Source organism: Tsuneonella suprasediminis, assembly GCF_003605755.1.
In the GTDB taxonomy this organism is placed as follows: Bacteria; Pseudomonadota; Alphaproteobacteria; order Sphingomonadales; family Sphingomonadaceae; genus Tsuneonella; species Tsuneonella suprasediminis.
The window spans coordinates 739,570-756,586 of record NZ_RAHJ01000018.1 but is presented as its reverse complement, the minus strand read 5'-3'; the positions used below and the strand labels follow the sequence as shown (position 1 = coordinate 756,586).

The 17,017-nt window shown below is 62.0% G+C and carries 13 protein-coding genes and 1 tRNA gene; 3 read left to right on the top strand and 11 right to left on the bottom strand.

Annotated elements, in window-relative coordinates:
• Positions 1-9: 9 nt before the first annotated feature.
• On the top strand, positions 10-327 hold the full coding sequence (locus D6858_RS09545; protein WP_120109375.1) for a hypothetical protein: 318 nt from the start codon (positions 10-12) through the stop codon (positions 325-327).
• A 128-nt stretch (positions 328-455) separates the two neighbouring features.
• Complete coding sequence (locus tag D6858_RS09540; RefSeq protein WP_133305271.1) at positions 456-1,139, top strand: hypothetical protein; 684 nt, start codon at positions 456-458, stop codon at positions 1,137-1,139.
• A 464-nt stretch (positions 1,140-1,603) separates the two neighbouring features.
• On the opposite strand, the gene D6858_RS09535 is transcribed toward D6858_RS09540, so the two are convergent.
• The 5 genes from D6858_RS09535 to D6858_RS09515 form a co-directional block, all read right to left on the bottom strand.
• Complete coding sequence (locus tag D6858_RS09535) at positions 1,604-3,427, bottom strand: primase-helicase family protein (protein ID WP_120109369.1); 1,824 nt, start codon at positions 3,425-3,427, stop codon at positions 1,604-1,606.
• Positions 3,412-4,077, bottom strand: coding sequence for a hypothetical protein (locus D6858_RS09530; protein ID WP_120109366.1), 666 nt, complete (start codon positions 4,075-4,077; stop codon positions 3,412-3,414). Before D6858_RS09530 ends, D6858_RS09535 begins: the two co-directional genes overlap by 16 nt.
• A gap of 96 nt (positions 4,078-4,173) precedes the next feature.
• Positions 4,174-4,362 carry a helix-turn-helix transcriptional regulator gene (locus D6858_RS09525; protein WP_120109363.1) on the bottom strand — a complete coding sequence of 63 codons (189 nt, stop codon included), beginning with the start codon at positions 4,360-4,362 and terminating at the stop codon, positions 4,174-4,176.
• 148 nt (positions 4,363-4,510) lie between these two features.
• A complete protein-coding gene (locus tag D6858_RS09520) occupies positions 4,511-5,863 on the bottom strand; it encodes a tyrosine-type recombinase/integrase (RefSeq protein ID WP_120109360.1) in 1,353 nt (450 codons plus the stop codon).
• Between the two features lie 419 nt (positions 5,864-6,282).
• A tRNA-Arg gene (locus tag D6858_RS09515) sits at positions 6,283-6,359 on the bottom strand.
• 59 nt (positions 6,360-6,418) lie between these two features.
• Between D6858_RS09515 and D6858_RS09510 the strand changes: the two genes are divergently transcribed.
• Positions 6,419-7,159 carry a queuosine precursor transporter gene (locus D6858_RS09510; RefSeq protein WP_120109357.1) on the top strand — a complete coding sequence of 247 codons (741 nt, stop codon included), beginning with the start codon at positions 6,419-6,421 and terminating at the stop codon, positions 7,157-7,159.
• Between the two features lie 89 nt (positions 7,160-7,248).
• On the opposite strand, the gene D6858_RS09505 is transcribed toward D6858_RS09510, so the two are convergent.
• The 6 genes from D6858_RS09505 to D6858_RS09480 all read right to left on the bottom strand — a co-directional run bounded on the left by D6858_RS09505 (position 7,249) and on the right by D6858_RS09480 (position 16,993).
• Positions 7,249-10,194 (bottom strand): TonB-dependent receptor, encoded by a 2,946-nt coding sequence (locus D6858_RS09505; protein WP_120109354.1) that lies wholly within the window; start codon positions 10,192-10,194, stop codon positions 7,249-7,251.
• Positions 10,195-10,446: 252 nt separating this feature from the next.
• Complete coding sequence (gene virB11, locus D6858_RS09500) at positions 10,447-11,439, bottom strand: P-type DNA transfer ATPase VirB11 (RefSeq protein ID WP_240623791.1); 993 nt, start codon at positions 11,437-11,439, stop codon at positions 10,447-10,449.
• A gap of 4 nt (positions 11,440-11,443) precedes the next feature.
• Positions 11,444-12,565: a TrbI/VirB10 family protein gene (locus D6858_RS09495; RefSeq protein ID WP_225081864.1), complete on the bottom strand. Its 1,122-nt coding sequence runs from the start codon at positions 12,563-12,565 to the stop codon at positions 11,444-11,446.
• Positions 12,565-13,383, bottom strand: a complete 819-nt coding sequence (locus D6858_RS09490) for a TrbG/VirB9 family P-type conjugative transfer protein (RefSeq protein WP_120109348.1) — start codon at positions 13,381-13,383, stop codon at positions 12,565-12,567. The genes D6858_RS09495 and D6858_RS09490 overlap by 1 nt, the downstream gene beginning before the upstream one ends.
• Positions 13,380-14,558, bottom strand: coding sequence for a TrbL/VirB6 family protein (locus D6858_RS09485; protein WP_120109346.1), 1,179 nt, complete (start codon positions 14,556-14,558; stop codon positions 13,380-13,382). The genes D6858_RS09490 and D6858_RS09485 overlap by 4 nt, the downstream gene beginning before the upstream one ends.
• On the bottom strand, positions 14,555-16,993 hold the full coding sequence (locus D6858_RS09480) for a VirB4 family type IV secretion/conjugal transfer ATPase (protein ID WP_120109343.1): 2,439 nt from the start codon (positions 16,991-16,993) through the stop codon (positions 14,555-14,557). Before D6858_RS09480 ends, D6858_RS09485 begins: the two co-directional genes overlap by 4 nt.
• Between the last annotated feature and the right edge of the window lie 24 nt (positions 16,994-17,017).

The window sequence follows — 17,017 nt, the reverse complement described above, 5'->3', positions numbered from 1 at the left end:
GCAAGCAAAATGTCGGCAAGTGACGAAATTGACGAAATGCACCTCACGCCGAACGGCTGGGTCCGAGGTAGCAGCAAGATTGACTTTGCTGGATGGACCCACCGCGACCCCCCACCTGATCGTTTACTCACGGTGAGTTTCCGGGAGTATATGTCATCGGGCTTCTCTAAGATGGAGCTGACTGCGGACGAAGAGAAGCACGGCCCAGACGTGGACATACTTGCGGCGCTCGAAAAGCACGGCGTGGAGCCCCGACCGGGAGCCGATCGGTATTATGGCTGGCCTGAATTCCTCAAGAAGATCGGCTACAAGAAGGCTTCGGCTTAAGACAGCGCGCTACCCCGTGCCGCTACCCCCTTTCTCACCGCCATACGGCGGTCACGGAAAAGATGGAGCGGCGGCGGGCGGCCCGGCCCGTTGAGAGGGCAGGCTCCGGGGGGCATTGGGGGATCACGATGGTAGCTACCGCTCCACATCTGTTTGCGGCGTTCTTCGCGGCAGCGGGCAACTTCATTTACAACTACCAGACGCTTATTACTGGCGCAGCGGCAATCGGCGCGGCTTGGTACGCCGGAGCTCCCGTTTGGCGACAACTGAAAGACAGCAATCTCCAGACCCGGATAATGCATCGGGAAACGCTCGCCATTCGTCTGCGCGAGGCCGAGGAGCGCGCCGCGCGGGTCGCCAAGTCGATAGACGAACCACTGTGGACTGCGCAGCGGGTGACGAGCGACCCGGTAGGCGAGCCCATCGAGATAGGCGAGCATGACGCGCATGGCGTGGAGCAGATGATTCAGGGAGCCTTAGACTGGTATCTTGTCACCCTCGAAGGCACCGAGGACGCGCCCGTGGAGGCGGCAAAGACCGCGCTTAAGGCGGCACTCAAGGACCTCACCGATACGCTGAGCGATGTGCATTGGCCTGCGTGGAATGACCAGCATGGCGAAGATTACTCCATGACTGACGACCAGTGGGCCGAGGTCCTCCAAAGAGCCGACGAGGGCGCAAAGCAGGCAAGCGCCAAGGTCAGTGCCGCATGGAAAGCCAATCGGACGCTCAAGGATGCCCAACAGGGCACAATCGACGGACTGAGAAAACAGATTGCCGCGCTGGACCAGAGCATCGCCCGGAACGCCTGACCGCTACCCCTCGCCGCTACCCTCGGCCGGGGTGCAGGCACGGCGATGTGGAAACGATGGCGCGGCATCCGGCGGCCTTGCCCTCGGATAGGGCCAGCTCCGGCTCCGGCCGCGCCGATCTCGCGCCCGCGCGCGTTAGGCCAGACGGCCACAACGGCAGGCGGCAGGCCACATGGCCCAGGCATAAGCCCAACAAGACGGCTCGACCCGTCTGCGGAGCCTAAACCCGTCTGCCGGAGAGCCGCAGAAACCTTGGAGAAAGACTGGTTAGACGGGTTAGACGGGTTAGATAGGAGGTCAGGAATAATCGAAGCGCCCGCCTCCGACCCCCCTTTGGGTTCCCTATCGCGCTGAATTGCCGCGCGACCCGCCTACCCGTCTAACCCGTCTGCGACCCACAATTTGCGTGGTTTCGGGCGAGGTGAACCCGTCTGCGACCCGCCTGCGGACCCGTCTTGCCGGGGTCAGTATGGCGCGCCGTTCGCCCACTCGGCCGGGGAGCCGTCCTCCGGCTCATCGAACGCCCACGCGCCGAAGGCCTTGCGCCAGCGGTCCCGAAGGTCCGCCAGCGGCGGAAATATCCAGCCGCGCCAGCAATCGCCCTTCTGCTGGTGCTTGTAATTCTCGAACCCCCATTCCTTCAAGAATTTGCCTAGGCGCGGCTCCGATACATTGCGAAGCGCGGGGCTGGACTGCCGCATCAAGTCATAGAGTCCGGCGCACCCGTCGCGCCTGTCCCTCTCGCTTGTGTCCTGCGGCCCCGGCCGCCCGTCACGCCTGTCCCGCTCATTCGAGGAGCGGACGTTCAGCTCGGCCCCGTGCGGAGCTTGCCCGGGGATGATTCCGGCTTCGATCACGTCCAGCAGCCATTCCTGCATCGGCAGGAGGGTCTTGATCTTCTGTTCACGCAGGGCGGCCGTCTGCGGCACGTCCAGACGCGGGTGCCAGTTGCCGAGGTCCATCGCCAACAGATCATGCAGGAAGGCCTCGAGGCCGCCGTTGTCGATCTCGTTGTTCAACTTGATCCACCACTGGACCCGCTCGTCAGTCTCCGGGCTCCCCGGCGGGAAGGCCTTATCCGGCGACACGTCGAACACTGCGAAGCGCCGCTCGTCCGCACTGGCCGAGACAACCCACTCCTCGTTCGATGCGATGATGACCTTGAGCCGGTTGCGCGACGGGAAGGCGTCCACGCCCTTCGGCTCGATCATGATGTTCGGCTCGGTGATGAGGCTCTTGATAATCCCCTCCGCCTTCGCCTCCCCGCGCGCCAGCGCCTCGTCCGCGAACAAGAGGCAGCAATCGTGCAGCGGCTTGTTGAAGTTGGAGGTCATCGTGTGCGAGCTGGCGATGGTCGTGCCGTGCTGGCCGAATATTCGGCTCATAAGGCGGCCGAAGGTGCTCTTGCCGGTGCCCTTGCCGCCCCGGAGGACCAGTGCCACTTCCGCCCGCCGCTCGGGGCGTTGAACCGCATAGGCGGCCCAATTCAGGAGGTACTTGGCCCCGGCGCGATCTCCGGCAGCGAGCACGTCCTCGATCAACTCCCGCAACAGCGGCCATTCGCCCGCGCGCGGCTGGACAGCGAGGCCGCGCCAGATGTTGTACTCAAGCCGGTCGTCCACCTCCTCGTTCGGTCGGAACACCACGCTGCGATATTGGCGCCGGAGGGGATGCTCGAGCCACCACTTGCCGGCCGGGGCATAGACCGGGGCTTTCTCCTTCGTGACGCCCACCTGCACCCGCACATTCAGGTAGCGGTTCTTGAAGTCAGCGAAGGACTGGACGACCATCTCCTGCCGATTGGGGTCCACCTCGCTCGGTTGCCACGAGACCACGCGGCAGGCGTTGCCATAGGACAAGATCACGGCGTGGTCGGCATTCAGCCGGGCGAGCATCGGCTCCTCGGCCTCGGCCCGCGCCCGTTCGATCTGCCGGGCAGCATACTCGAGGGACCGCTTCTGTGCGCGGGTGTGGGCAGAGATGCCGAAGTCCGGGTCCAGCAACACAGCCGCGATGGTGTCATCATCGCACCCGGCCCGGACGAGCTCGCAGCAGACCGCGAAAGTCACCTCAGACCGGGAAGCGTACTTGAGCTGATCGTCCGGGTCATCGCCCTGCACGATCAACATTCGGGTGCGCGGCGTCACCCGCTCGGGAAGCTCGTCTAGGTCCTTCAGGCGCGGTGGCTCGCGCTCGAGCTGCACCTTCCCCTGTCCGGCGGCCGGAACGGCGCTCTCGGCTGGCGCGGGCGTGAAATCTGCTAGTCGGTACATCATGCGGTCGGCCACTTAACAACCAAGGAGGCGCGTTCCACGCGGCCTGCATCGCGCTTCTTCTTGTTTGGCAGGTTGCGGGTCCCGGGCAGGCGCATGAGGTGGTCGAGCGACTGGCAGTTATCGCCGCCCAGCTTGTCGCGAAGCGCGACGTTGTAGAGCTTGGCCTCCGCTATGGCGACCGGATGTCCGCCGATGAATTGCCGATCCTCCGGCACCAGCAGCCAGAAGGCCTGAAAGCCGTTGCCGCTGTCCACGATGGCGGACGGCGGCGGGTCGAAGCTCTCGAAGGCGCTGCGGATGCGCTGGCGCTCCTCGGTCCAATCGTGACGCTTGCCGGGGTCAGCATCGACAAAGAGCATGTCCAGCCACTCAATGTCCGCCTCGCTGGGCTTGCGGTTCGGGTCAGCGTCTGCCTTCACCGTGTTGGGCGTCCAGTAGAGGTTGCGCTTGCCGTTCCACCTGTACAGCCATGCGCGCATCGGCTCCGGCGCGTCGAGCTCGAAGGTGCGCGTCTCGATGCCACCACCATCCGGGCAAATGGCAGAGAGTACGCAGCGACCATCGTGACGCATCAAACGTAGGAAATTCAGCGTATCATCGAAGGGACCGGCTTCAACGCTCCGGCCTTCGTCCCCGGCATGGGATTCAGTATTATCGCCCACGGATGAGCTCTCCTCTCGTCCAACCGATGGAACCTCTGGCCGTCCGTCTCACTCCTTCGAGGCGGGCGGCCTTTCCATTCGGCGCGGGGATTTCGATCAGGCGGCGAGCTTCTGCTCGAGCCACGCGACCACCTCCGACCGCAGCCAGACGACGCGATTGCTGCCAATGCGCCTTTGCTTGGGAAACTCGCCCTTCTTGGCCATCGCATAGATGGTCGATTGCGAGAGGGTGGTCAGCTCGATTACACCCCGCAAGTCGAGGACGAGCTGATTGTCAGTACTCATGTTCCGATCTCCTCGCTTCGGTTACGAAAGGAAGCGAGGAGCTATTAATTACGCTATTTGATCGGGGTCGAGCGAATTGTAATGGTCTATCCCCGGTGTGGGGGAGAAATGATTCATTTATCCCCGCTACTAGCCGTGAGGCGCTGCGCTACTTTGCAACCCACAGCTTACCCCACGCCTCGAGCGCGGCGCGCTTCTCGTCCAGATAGCTGTAGCGGTTGTACGTCCCGGCGACACCGGCGACGACATGGCCGAGGACCCGCTCGATGTGTTCCTGGGCCACGCCGAGGCGGGCCATGTGCGTTGCGACCGAGCGGCGAATGTCGTGCAGCGTCCACGGCTCCATCGGCTCGATCTCGGCCTTCTTCGCATTCTTGGCAATCTTTGAATCCAAGGCCGCCTTGGCCTTCGAGAAACCGCTGAACGGCCGCTCCCCGCTGGTGGTGGTGAACAGGAAGTCCCCGCCGTTCCACTTGGGCAGGGCCTCGACCAATGCCCACGCCGGGGCGGACAGCGGGAACACGTGCGGGCGCTTGGTCTTGTAGCTGGCGGCCGGTATCTCGACCGCGCGCTGTTCGGTGTGGATCCAGCCGCGCTCGAGCCCAGCGATCTCGGAACGGCGCTGACCGGTCAGGATCAATAGGCGGACCATGTCACCGAAGGGGTAGGCGGCATCCTTCGCCGCATTCCATATCTGGCCGAGCTCCTCAACGGTCAGGACCCGCTCACGCGAGACGTAGCCGAGCTCCGGCCGCTGCATCCCGGCGAGCGGGTTGGCGGCGATCAGCCCCCGGTCCGCTGCCCAGTTGAACATCCGGGTCAGGTGCTTGCGGACCTCCCGCGCGATGGAGGCGCCGCTCTCCTCGATCACCTCGTCCAGCATCTCGTGCGCCTCGGCCCGGGTGATGGTCTCGATCAGGCGGCCTTGCCACTTCGGAGCGACGTGGTCAGCGAGCAAGCGCTCGGCTGGGCAACGGCCGATCTTGCGCGGTTTCGCTGCCGCCGCGGATGAGTCATCCGGTCCGGCTCCGGCCTCCGCCTGCTTCTTGGCGAGCTCCTCCTGCGCCTTCGCCCAGCGGCCGTCCTTGGTGTTGGGCTTCGCGTACAGCTCAACGAAGCGATCGAGCACGGCCTCGAAGGTGCGCGTCTGCCGCTGTTCGACCTCCTCCTCCTTCACGGCCGCCGGGTCGATGCCATCGTCCGCCTGTTCGAGTGCCGTCCGGGCCTTCGTCCGGGCCTCGGCCAGCGACACCTTCGGATAGGCCCCGAGGCTCAGCCGCTTCATCTCGCCGCGCTTCCCGTCCGGCTGGACGACGCGGTAAAGCATGGACCAGCTCTTCTTGCCGCTCTTGCCCACACGGATGCGAAGCTCGCGCACAATGTCGTCAGCGATCTCCGCCCGGGTGCCCGCCTTCACCGTCAGCGCCTCGAGCCGCTTCTCGGTCAGCCGTTCCCGGCCCCGCTTCTCCTTTACCTTGGGCGCCTCTGCCACCGTAGCCATTCCACCGATCTCCTTTCAGGGGTAGCACTAGGGTAGCGCGGGTCCCGGTTTGGGCAGGAACACATCGGAACCGCCCGGAGCCGATTTAGCTGTAAAGTCGCAGAAACTCTAGTGTTTCTAGGAATGCCTCGAAACCCACCGGAAGGGGTATCCGGTCCTTCACACGGGTGGGGTCACAGGTTCAATCCCTGTCGCGCCCACCATCTCTTTCAGATACTTCGCGCGATCAGTGGTTCTTACATCCCGCACTCGGGTATTTGTTGGGGGATGTAGCTCCGCTCGGCCTTCCGTCATGCGACGCACTTGAAAGATATTGAATTTGGCAGATTCACTTATCCGCCTCATTATCGGCGCCTTACGGCCCGGTAAAGACGTTTGAAGGACTGCGATCCACGGGTGCCATGGCTTGGTATCCGAATTGGCGCGCCCGGCAGGATTCGAACCTGCAACTCCAAGCTTAGAAGGCTCGTGCTCTATCCAGTTGAACTACGGGCGCGCGCTGTGGAGGCGCATAGCGTGCTTTTCGCGCAGCGCAAATCGGCATAGAGCGTGAGCATGGCAGAATATATCACCCGCGTCGAAGGAGATGCCGTCGCACCGCGGCATTTTCGCTATTACGATTTTATCATGGCGGCGTTCGTCGCGATCCTGCTCCTCTCCAACATCATCGGTGCGGCGAAACCCAGTTTCGTAACTCTGCCAGGTGGCACCGAGTGGTCGTTCGGTGCGGGGGTATTGTTCTTTCCGCTCAGTTATATAATCGGCGACGTGCTGACCGAAGTGTACGGCTTCGCCCGTGCACGCCGGGTCATCTGGACCGGCTTCGCGGCGCTGGCCTTCATGGCTTTCATGGCATGGGTCGTCGTCGCCCTGCCTCCGGCGAGGGGCTGGCCGGGGCAAGAGGCTTACGAATTCGTGTTCGGCAATTCGTGGCGCATCGTGCTGGCATCGATGGCAGCATTCTGGGCCGGCGAGTTCGCCAATTCGATCGTACTCGCCAAAATGAAGGTATGGACCGGTGGGAAAAAGCTGTGGAGCCGCACCATCGGTTCGACCGTCGTGGGTCAAGGGCTGGATAGCCTGATCTTCTATCCACTCGCGTTCTACGGGCTGGCCGGATGGCCGCCGGAACAGCTCATGCAGGTCGTTGTGTCGCAATGGTTTATCAAAACCATGTGGGAAGTCTTGTTAACCCCGGTTACTTATCTGGTGATCGGCACGCTGAAGCGGCGCGAAGGGGTGGATGTATATGACACTACCACTGATTTTTCTCCTTTCGGCAAATCCCAAGGTTGATCGCAGCTCACTGACACAAGTGGCAAACGGATAAAGAAAGGCCGGACCTTGCGGCCCGGCCTCTCCCCTCTCCAACTGAGAATTCCGTTTTAGAAGTTAAACCCGACCCCGATGCCATAACGGCGCGGATCAAGGGTGAAGATATTGGTGAAGTTACCCGAAGACGCATCGGTGACATACAGGCCAGTGACCGAGCTGTCGTCAAAGATGTTCTGGATGAACCCACGTACGTACCAGCGCTTGTCCGGCCCGTTGAGCTGGATCTGCGCGTTCGCCTGAACGAACGGTGCAATCCGGTTCACGTTGCCGTTGAACACGTTGCCGTACTGCGTACCCGTCATCGCGATGTCGAAGCGGGGAACCAGCGTGACACCGCCACCGAACTCGGCGGTGTACTGAACACCGGCCGAAGCCTTGAACTCAGGCGCCTGCGGCAGTGCATTGCCCTTCAGATTGACTTCGACGCCGGGGCTGAGCACCTGGATGCCACTACCCGTCGGGATATTCGCCTGGAGCGCCGAGCAGACGCTGAATGCCCCCAGCGAAGCGATGCCTGAATTCGGCCCGAACGATGTCGGCCCCTGCAGCCCGAGATTGGAGTTGAACCCGGTGACGTATGCCGCAGCCAGTCCGGCTGTAGGCGCTGTTACCGCGCACAGCGACGCGTTGGTGAGATCCTTGATAATCACAGCATTCGGATCGCCGCCGCCCGGATCACGCGGATTCGAGAAGTATTGATCGCCAGCCACTTCGGTATGCAGATAGCTGAAGCCGAGATTGATCATCCAGTTCCGATCGGGCCGGATGACCGATTCAAGCTCAAGCCCCCAGATATTGGCATCGATATTGTCGTTGACCGAAGTCCGTGCAACGATGCGGCTGAGCTGAAGGTTCTTGTACTTATAGTAGAACGCCGTCGCGTTGAGCTGCAACGCCCCGTTCGCGAAAGTGTTTTTGCTGCCGATTTCGAAAGCATCGATGCTTTCCGGAGAAAAACTCTCTGGCACAGCGAAGACCGGCGCAAGCGGTGGGTTGATCCCCCCTGATTTGTAGCCACGCGAATACGATGCATAGAGCAGGTTGTTCGGCGTGATCTGGAAATCGAGCACCGCACGTCCGGTAATCTTGTCGAACGACACGTTGCGCTGCTGTACAAGCTGCTGGCCCGGTGTACCCGCATCGGCATCATACAATCCGCTCGGCCCGGTCAGCGGCACGATCGGTGAATCGAACGGATCGCCATCGTTGGAAAACGGATTAAAGAAGTTGAGGTAAGTCGTGCGTGCAGTAACCGATTTCTTATCACTGTTATAACGCAGGCCGCCGGTCAGCTTCAGCCGATCGCTGATATCGTAATAGACTTCGCCAAAGATACCATAGCTATCCAGTTTGAAGTTCATCGTGTTGTTGCGATAATACGATGGACCAAAATACGAAGGCGGCAGGCCTGCGCCCAAAGCTGATACCGTACCAACGACACCCGAAGCCCAATCCAGCCCGAACGCATTCACGAAGTAGCTGTTTTCTTCCACTGTCGTGGTCGCATAGATACCGCCGAGCAGGAAGTTGAGCGGCCCGTCGAAGTCGCTCGACAGGATCGCTTCACCCGACCACGAGGTCTGCAGCTGGTTCGAACGGTCATACGCCAGCGGCACACTGCTGCAGTTGGCAAAACCTTCGTATGCACCGCGCCCATCGGTGCGCGGTTCAGACGTGCACAACTCGCCAGTCGGGCCGTTCGGAGTCAGCGCGTCATAAATTGGCTGAAAATACGCTCCTAACGTCGGTGACTGAGTAAGCGCCGCTAGTGTAGCAAGGCCGGTGGCGAAGCCAGTGCGGTCCTGAACGCCAAGATTGTAATCCTGCGAGGAATCGACGTTGGTATCCTGATAGATACCTGTTAGCGACAGGTTCATCGCGCCGAAGTTCTGCGACAGATGCGCCTGAATCTGCAGTTCATCCGCATAATACTTGGGCGTGTAGGCAGTATAGACCTGACGAACATCGGACGGTTCGACCGAATTGGCATACACGTCGTTGACGTCATATACGCTGCCAAGCGCGAGCCCCTGAAGCGCAGCGGGAATACCGGCAACGCGGAAAAATTCGGTGGACGTCAGGACCGATGCAAGGGTCGAATTACCGTTAGTTTTCTCGAACGCGCGCTTTGCGTTCAGACAGCCGAGCACCCCGGTGGGATCGCGCTGACACATCTGTTTCTGAATCCGCATACGATCATCGTCTTCGCGGAAGTAATATCCCATAAGATCGAATGTGGTGTCCGCACTGGGCTCCCAGCGGAACGATCCGCGCACCGCGAACATATCCCGCCCGTCAATCCGGGTATTGTCATACAGGTTGTCGGTATAGCCATCACGGTTGAGGTAGAAACCTGCTACGCGAACACCCATCGTATCGCCGATAGGCAGGTTGATCATGCCCTTGGCCTTGATCGAATCGTAATTCCCATATTCGGCATCGCCCGAAACATGGAAACCCGACAGGTCGGGCTTCGCCGTCACGACGTTGACCACGCCCGAAGTCGCATTGCGACCGAACAGCGTGCCCTGCGGCCCACGCAGAACTTCGACACGTTCAAGATCGAAATACTCGGTTTCGAAGATACGTGTGCCGAATAGCGGCGAGCCATTGGTATGGATTGCCGTTGCGCTGTCGCAGGTCACACCCACGCAAAGGTCGCCAATACCACGGATCGTGAAGCTGGCCGAAGTAAAGTTGCCCTTCGAAAACGAAACGTTCGGCAGGGTCAGCTGCAGATCGCTGGCGTTATCGATCTGCTGCGCTTCCAATGCTTCGCTGCTGAATGCGCTGACCGCGATCGGTACATTTTGCAGCGCTTCCGAGCGACGCTGCGCGGTCACCACGATAGTTTCGCCAAGCGACGCAGCAGACTGTTGCCTCGCTGTATCGCCAGACTGTTCAGTGGCTTGGTCGGAAGTGGTATCCTGAGCTGCGGCAGGAAATGCTGCGACAGACGCGCAGATTCCGGCAAGCAGGGCAAACTTTACCCGCATAGTTCCTCTCCATATTGGCGGGCCACTTTTGTATGGCCTCATTCCCGGAACGGAAGCTACGTCAATTTCACACGATAGTGCAAGCGAAGGTTTATTGTTTCGAACAAACGGTACGCAAGATTTCGGATATTTCGCGCTCCGTACCTGAAAGCATGATCGGGTTGACGTTACGGAAAGCCTGCATTCACCCGGACGTGGCCGGTTTACCACATTAACGAATCAAATTGTGGAATGCGGTTTTCGGCAGACCGGTCAGGCGATATCGGCGCTGTTCGCGATCTGCGTAATGCCGCGTTTGCCGCTGGAATCGCGGCCCAGTTGCACGATCACATCGATCACCGATGCGGCATAAGCGATTGTGTCGGATCGGGTCAGCCCGATTCCGGTTTGCATCACCATCAGCGAAAGCTGCTCCAACGCGCCAGCCAGACTGTTGGCGTGGATGGTGGAGAAACTGCCCGGATGCCCGGTATTGATTGCCCGCAGGAAGCTGACGCTTTCCGCTCCGCGCAATTCGCCCAATACGATGCGGTCGGGGCGCAGCCGCAACGCAGCCTGCAGCAATTCGTTGGCGGTTACCTTCGCTTCACCCAGTTCGCCCTTCACCGCGACCAGCCCGACACCGTTTTCGCCCGGCATCCTCAGTTCAGGGGTATCTTCCACCAGCACGACACGCTGATCGCGCGGGATTTCCCCCAGCATGGCGTTGAGGAAGGTGGTTTTGCCAGTGCTGGTGCCGCCCGAAATCAGGATCGTCTTGCGCTGGCGGATCGCCTCGCGAAGATAAGCGATGGGCTGCTGGCGCGGATCGGGCATCGCCGCCTGTTCGGCGGTCATCAGCGGGCCGGTATCATATGCGTCGAGAGGAAGATCGAGCCGCCGATGCCGCCGGATCGCCATGACCCAGTGTTTGCGCGCGGCCGGCGGTCCGCAGAACTGCACACGCGCACCATCGGGCAATGTGGCACCCAATAACGGGTGTTCGCGATTGATGCCCTGATGACTGACGCGGGCGACCTGCTCGGCCAACCGTTGCACCAGACGATCGTCGATCTCCGGCGCTTCAATCCGCTGCATTCCGGGATACGCGGCATCTTCCACCCACACTTCGCCCGGCCGGTTCACCATGATTTCCGTCACGGTATCCCGTTCGAGCCACTGGCGAAACGGCGCGAGATAGGCATCGAGATAAACGCTGCGCTCGCTCACGCTTCCCGCTGGCAAAGGATGAACGTCTGCCGCCACAGGGTTACCTGACCGCAGCGACCTGGCTGAAGTCGAGATCGCGGGCAGTGAAAACGCGGATCGGTTCACCCTGTCGCACGCGCACAGTCGGGCTGATCTGACCATCCTGCTGCAAGGCCGTGCTGGCTGCGCTGGCCCCGCCCCCCAGCACGACCGACGCACCGCCGGTCGCCAGTCCACCGATCACCGACAGCAGGATCGAAGATCCGAACCGCTTGAAGAAATGGCTGTTCACTTTGCCCGGCAGACCGGCCGTACCGTCAAACCCAACCGCAGGTGACGCCAGATTGACCGATGCGCCATCGGGACGGATCAAGCGCGTCCAGATTACATAGGCCCGGCGTTGCCCACCTTGCAGGCCCGACTGGTATTGCCCGATCAGGCGGCTTGAACGCGGCACCAGCACACGGGTGCCGTCGAAACTACGCACGTCCTGACTGACCACTGCGCGGACATAGCCGGGGACATCGGTATTGATGGCAGTTTCCAGCACCGCCGGGATTAGTGTGCCTTGCATCACTGTGGTTTGCGGATTGACCATAGCCTTGGCCTGAGCAGGGGCACCACCGACACCGCCGATCTTACTGGCAAAGTCGGAGGCATTGCCACTGCCGGTCGCACCGCCCGCCACCGGGCTTTCCGGCTTCGCGTCCAGCATGGGCGATGTCAGGTTGCTAGCGTCGAATACGAGTGTCGGGGATGAATAGGGGTTGGCCTGACTTTCCGGCATCGGCTGCGCTGCCAGCACCGGCTGCGGTGCGGGATCGTTGCGCGGCATGTTCATCGGCTGCGCCTCTGGCTGAGGCGTCGGCGTAATCGCTTGCGGCGGCACGACGGGCGCGGGCGCGGCTTGCTGCTGCACCGCCTGTGCCTGTTGTTCGGCGGACTCTTCCTTGCCGGTGCGCGCGGCATTCATGCCCCACAGCGTCACCGCACCGAGCAGGCCGACCAACGCAACTCCCGCTGCCAGACCCAGCCCGTCGGACCTCCCCTTGCGCTGCGTCACCGCGGGAAACGCATTGCGGCTGGCGAGATCGATAATCTCGGCCGATTCCCGTTCACGCGGGTCGGTATCCGGCGCATCGGCGGCAGAGTTTTTCGATGGCAAACGCATGGCAAGGCGCATCAGTTGTTCTCCCCGGCAGGAAGGTTCTCGCTACGGGCCAATGCGGCCTCGTTACGCAAAGGTTTGGGCGCGCGTACCGGCCCGCTGTTGACCAGAGTGGCGCTGTCTTCGCCCGAACGCAGGATGATTTCGCGCGGCACCCCTTCGACCACGATCACATCGCCGCGCACAGTGAAATTCACCGGGCCTTCAACGCCCTTGTAATCCTTCACCAGAATGGCTGGCACGGGTTCCCCGCTATGCCATTGCAGGAATGTCGCGTTGCCATCGTCATAGGTGCGCGCGGGCAGCAAGGCGCGGTCGCCCGCCCCCGCCCATGCGAAATTCAGCTCTGCCGGATCGACCACGGCATAAGGATCGCTGGCGGCGGCGGTTTCGACAGCATTCGGCGCTTGCGGAGTAACGGCTGCCTGACGTGCAGACTGTTCGCTCTCCGGTTCCTTGGGATAGGTAAACCGCAGGACATAGAGCGGATTGGCGCGCGGGCTGGCAACGAGATCGAACAGGTACGTGTGCCGGTCGGTTACGACAGTCATATTGGTGCGCGCGGTGGGACTGAGCGGTTTGACGAACAGCAGATTGGCGCGTTTGTTCGGTGTCACCTGCCATGCAGTCGAATCCCCGATGGCGACGTTTTCGATATGCTCGTCTTCGGCAAAGGCGATAGTCGCCTGCACTTTGGTGCGCCCTTCGATGCGGACGACTTTGGCCGGATCATAGAGCCGTTCGACCAGACGCGAATCGCTGGCCAGCGCAGGGGCAGATACAGCGGCAAGCACAATAGTCGAAGCAAGCGCGGAAATCAGCGCGCGGTTCATTTCACATTCTCCGTCTTACGCGGCGCAGGGGCACGGAAACGACTGCCAATACCCCTCGCGCGCGAAATGGATGAGGGTTCGCCCCGTTGTTGCCCGCTGGCCGAAGCCGGTGCCTGATTGATAACGACTGTGTCGCGTCGCACGACGCCACCTGCCGAGGGGCTGTCGTTCGCGGCCGGTGCCGTGGCGAACGCGGAAACCGGGATGCGCCGTTCCGCTGCCCCCGATGCCGACTGTGTTGCAGCGCTCTGTACCGGGGCTACAGCAGCGGACACGCGCGGCGCGGGAACGGTATATGCAGATCGGCCGTCGGCACCCTTTTCCGGCACCAGCCCGAACACCCGCCAGCCCGAAACCATCGTCCCGGCCACTTTCAGCACCATAATCATCAGCGCCACATGCACCGCCCCGATCAGGAAAAACGCCATCGCTGCCTGCGGATCGATCTGCCCCGGTGTCGCCACCAGTGCGGCCAGAACCGGCACTGCCAGTTCCAGCATCACACTGCCCGCCAGCACCGCGAACAGCGGCGTAATCGCCAGCATTACCACGCCTTTCAGCCACCCGGTGAACAGCCCGCGCGTGCCATCGAACAATGCCATCACCACGAAAATCGGGCCAAGTGCGACCAGTACTGCCAGTGCAATCCGTGCCGTTACCAGAACGCCCACTGTCCCCAACAGAAACAGCATCGCGCCCAGCCACATCATCCCTTCGGGCGAGAAGGCGGATACATCGGCCTTGCCCCCCTGCCCCGCTTGCTGGATCGCCGCGAACACCACATCGATTTTCTGCGCGAAGACTTGCGTGGCGGAACCCTGAGCACCGGTGATGATCGTGGCCAGTTCGTCCGGCCCGCCGATGGCAAGGTTCCACACCACCCGACTATAGGCGACCCAACTGGTCACGAATGTCAGCACCAGACCCAGCAGCATCATGCGCGGGGTCAGCGAACGCACACCCAGGCTTGTGCGCCCCAACAGCAGCGAAATCGCGAAGAACGCGACATACAGCGTCAACAGGATCGTCAGCACAGTCAGCAGCGCGCCGCCGGGCGCAAACATGCGCCCGAACGCCTGCGCGGTCGTTTCGCCCGCGATGCAATCGACTGCACGCAGAGCTGCCGCGACGCCACCTGCCGCATTACCCGCGGCCTGATCGCAGGCCACACTCATTCGGCAGCCTGACGGAACGGAACGTCGTCCACCCCGCTATCCCCATCGCTGACCGAACTGCCGCCGGGCCACGCATGGCCGGTCAGCGCAGGGAACCAGTCTGCCGGCGCATCGCCCACTGCATCGCGCAACAAGTCAAGCCGCCGCACAGTGCTTTCACGGCCCGACAGGATCGCCAGCACTTCGGGCGCACCCGACAAGTCGAGCCGCACGACCACGCTGGCATCGGGCTGGCGGATCAGGAAGCAGCGGCTGTGCGCGGGCAAGCTGCGGATCAGTGCCAGTTCGTGACTGGTCAGCCCGAACCCGTCGCAGTAATCTTCCGCCCGCGCGCGGCTGTTGGGCATGAACACCATCGTCGCGGTCTGTTCGACCAGCGCAGTCGAAATCCGGCTCTCCAGCGCGTCGCGCGCCGACTGTGTGGCAAACCCGACCAGCGCATTGCGCTTACGCAAAGTCTTCAGCCAGTCGCGAATGCGGGCAGCGAACACTTCATCGTCGAGCGCCTTCCACCCTTCGTCGATCAGAATCATCGTCGGCTTGCCATCCAGCCGTTCGTCGATCCGGTGGAACAGGTACATCATCGTCGGCGTCCGCAGGCGCGGATTTTCCAGTAGCGCGGTCATGTCGAAGCCGAGTGTGCGGACATCGAGATCGAGCTTGTCGTCAGCATTATCGAACAGCCAGCCATGTTCCCCGGTGCCGATCCATGCCCCCAGCCGGTCTGCCAGATCACCCGGTTCGGGGCGGCGTGTACCCGACAGCAATTCGCGGAAATGGCGCAGACGGCGCAGCGAGGGATCGTTGGCATAAGCCGCATCGACGGCAGCCGTGATAGTCGAAAATTCTTCCGGCCCGTCGGCCTTCAGCAAGACTGTCAGCCACTCGCGCAGGAAAGCGCGGTTGGTGGGCGTATCGGGCAAGGCCAGCGGGTTAAATCCGGTCGGTTCTCCACTGGCAATCCGATCGTACCGCCCGCCGATGCCGCGAATGAACAGTTCCGCTCCGCGATCCTTGTCGAACAGGATCGTGCGCGGATTGAATTTCTGCGCCTGCGCGGCGAGGAAATTCATCACCACGGTCTTGCCCGAACCGCTCGGCCCGATAACCGAGAAATTGCCCAGATCGCCGTTGTGAAAATTGAAGAAGAACGGGGTGCTGCTGGTAGTTTGCAGCAAAGTGACCGCTTCGCCCCAGTGGTTGCCCTCGGCCTGCCCCAGCGCCATCCCGTGCAGGGAACCGAAGCTGGCCATATTGGCGCTGGAGATCATCGCCCGACGCACCAGATAGCTTTCGTTACCGGGGAACTGACCCCAGAACGCCGGTTCCAGGTTGGTATCTTCGCGCACGACGATCGCACCGGTATCGGCCAGCGATGCGGCGCAGGCGGCAGTTGCTTCATCCAGTGCAGGCAAGCTCTTTTCGCGGACCAGCACTGTCAGGTGATGATCGCCGAAGCCGACTGCCCCATTGCCCAGTGCATCGCGCGCAGCCATCATGTCGGCCCGCTCCGCCATTGCTTCCTCGTCGGCGGATTTGAGACGACGGATCGCCAGATCCATCCGCTCGCGCGCAGTGGTCCGTTCCTGCGGGGCATAGCTTTCCGACACGATCATTTCGAACGGCTGGCGCAGCAGTGCATCAAGCAGGCCGGGACTGGTCGCGTCGGGATAGTCCTTCAAGCTGAGAATCGCTGCGAAGTCCGGCTCCCCCGACCCGCGCAGCTCCATCGCATCCAGCCCGAAGCTCGCCCGACGATAGGGCAGCATCTGGCCGATATCGGTTTCGTCGGACGGGCGGCGCACAGGGCGCATCTCGCCGTTGTACAGCGCGCTGAGCAATTCGAGCAATTCGTTGTTGGTTGCCCCGCTCGGCCCTTCGTAGTCGCCCAACACCGCGGCGCCATAGGCTTGCAGCGACGCAACCAGACCGGTCGCCGCCGCCTTCAGTGCGCGCACATCTTTGGGATCGGCCTCGACATCGTCCTGCCCGCGACGGTTCCACATCTTGGCCATACGTTCGGCCAGACCGGCCTTGCCCCGCGCAGGGCGGCGGATAATGGTGACGAACTGATCGTTGACGAACAGCGAACCACCCGCCAGCCGCTCCTTCCACCGCCGGTCGATATGGGCGGCCAGCGGGTCGGAAAATTCGCTCTCCAGTTCGATCTCCACCCGGCGGCGGATCACATGGTGATACATCACGAACCGCGCATCGAGCGTGGACCGTAGCATAACCTCGCGGGTAGTCGCGTGGGCGTTCAGCGCGTCGCTGTCTTCGGTTTCGAACAGCAGGCCGGGCACCTGCAGCGCAGTCATCACGCTGCCATCGCGCAGCAGCACGGTATTGCCATCGATCAGCCGCGCATAAGGCAGCCGGTCGCCGGCACGGGCTTCCTTCGCGCTCCAGGCGGCAGCTCCGATCCACTTGCTCATCGACCCACGATCCCTTCCGGCCCG

Coding starts and splice junctions, on each gene's coding strand:
- D6858_RS09545 (WP_120109375.1), top strand. CDS start 10: ATGTCGGCAAGTGACGAAATTGACGAAATGCACCTCACGCCGAACGGC.
- D6858_RS09540 (WP_133305271.1), top strand. CDS start 456: ATGGTAGCTACCGCTCCACATCTGTTTGCGGCGTTCTTCGCGGCAGCG.
- D6858_RS09525 (WP_120109363.1), bottom strand. CDS start 4,362: ATGAGTACTGACAATCAGCTCGTCCTCGACTTGCGGGGTGTAATCGAG.
- D6858_RS09520 (WP_120109360.1), bottom strand. CDS start 5,863: ATGGCTACGGTGGCAGAGGCGCCCAAGGTAAAGGAGAAGCGGGGCCGG.
- D6858_RS09510 (WP_120109357.1), top strand. CDS start 6,419: ATGGCAGAATATATCACCCGCGTCGAAGGAGATGCCGTCGCACCGCGG.
- D6858_RS09505 (WP_120109354.1), bottom strand. CDS start 10,194: ATGCGGGTAAAGTTTGCCCTGCTTGCCGGAATCTGCGCGTCTGTCGCA.
- D6858_RS09495 (WP_225081864.1), bottom strand. CDS start 12,565: ATGCGCCTTGCCATGCGTTTGCCATCGAAAAACTCTGCCGCCGATGCG.
- D6858_RS09490 (WP_120109348.1), bottom strand. CDS start 13,383: ATGAACCGCGCGCTGATTTCCGCGCTTGCTTCGACTATTGTGCTTGCC.
- D6858_RS09485 (WP_120109346.1), bottom strand. CDS start 14,558: ATGAGTGTGGCCTGCGATCAGGCCGCGGGTAATGCGGCAGGTGGCGTC.
- D6858_RS09480 (WP_120109343.1), bottom strand. CDS start 16,993: ATGAGCAAGTGGATCGGAGCTGCCGCCTGGAGCGCGAAGGAAGCCCGT.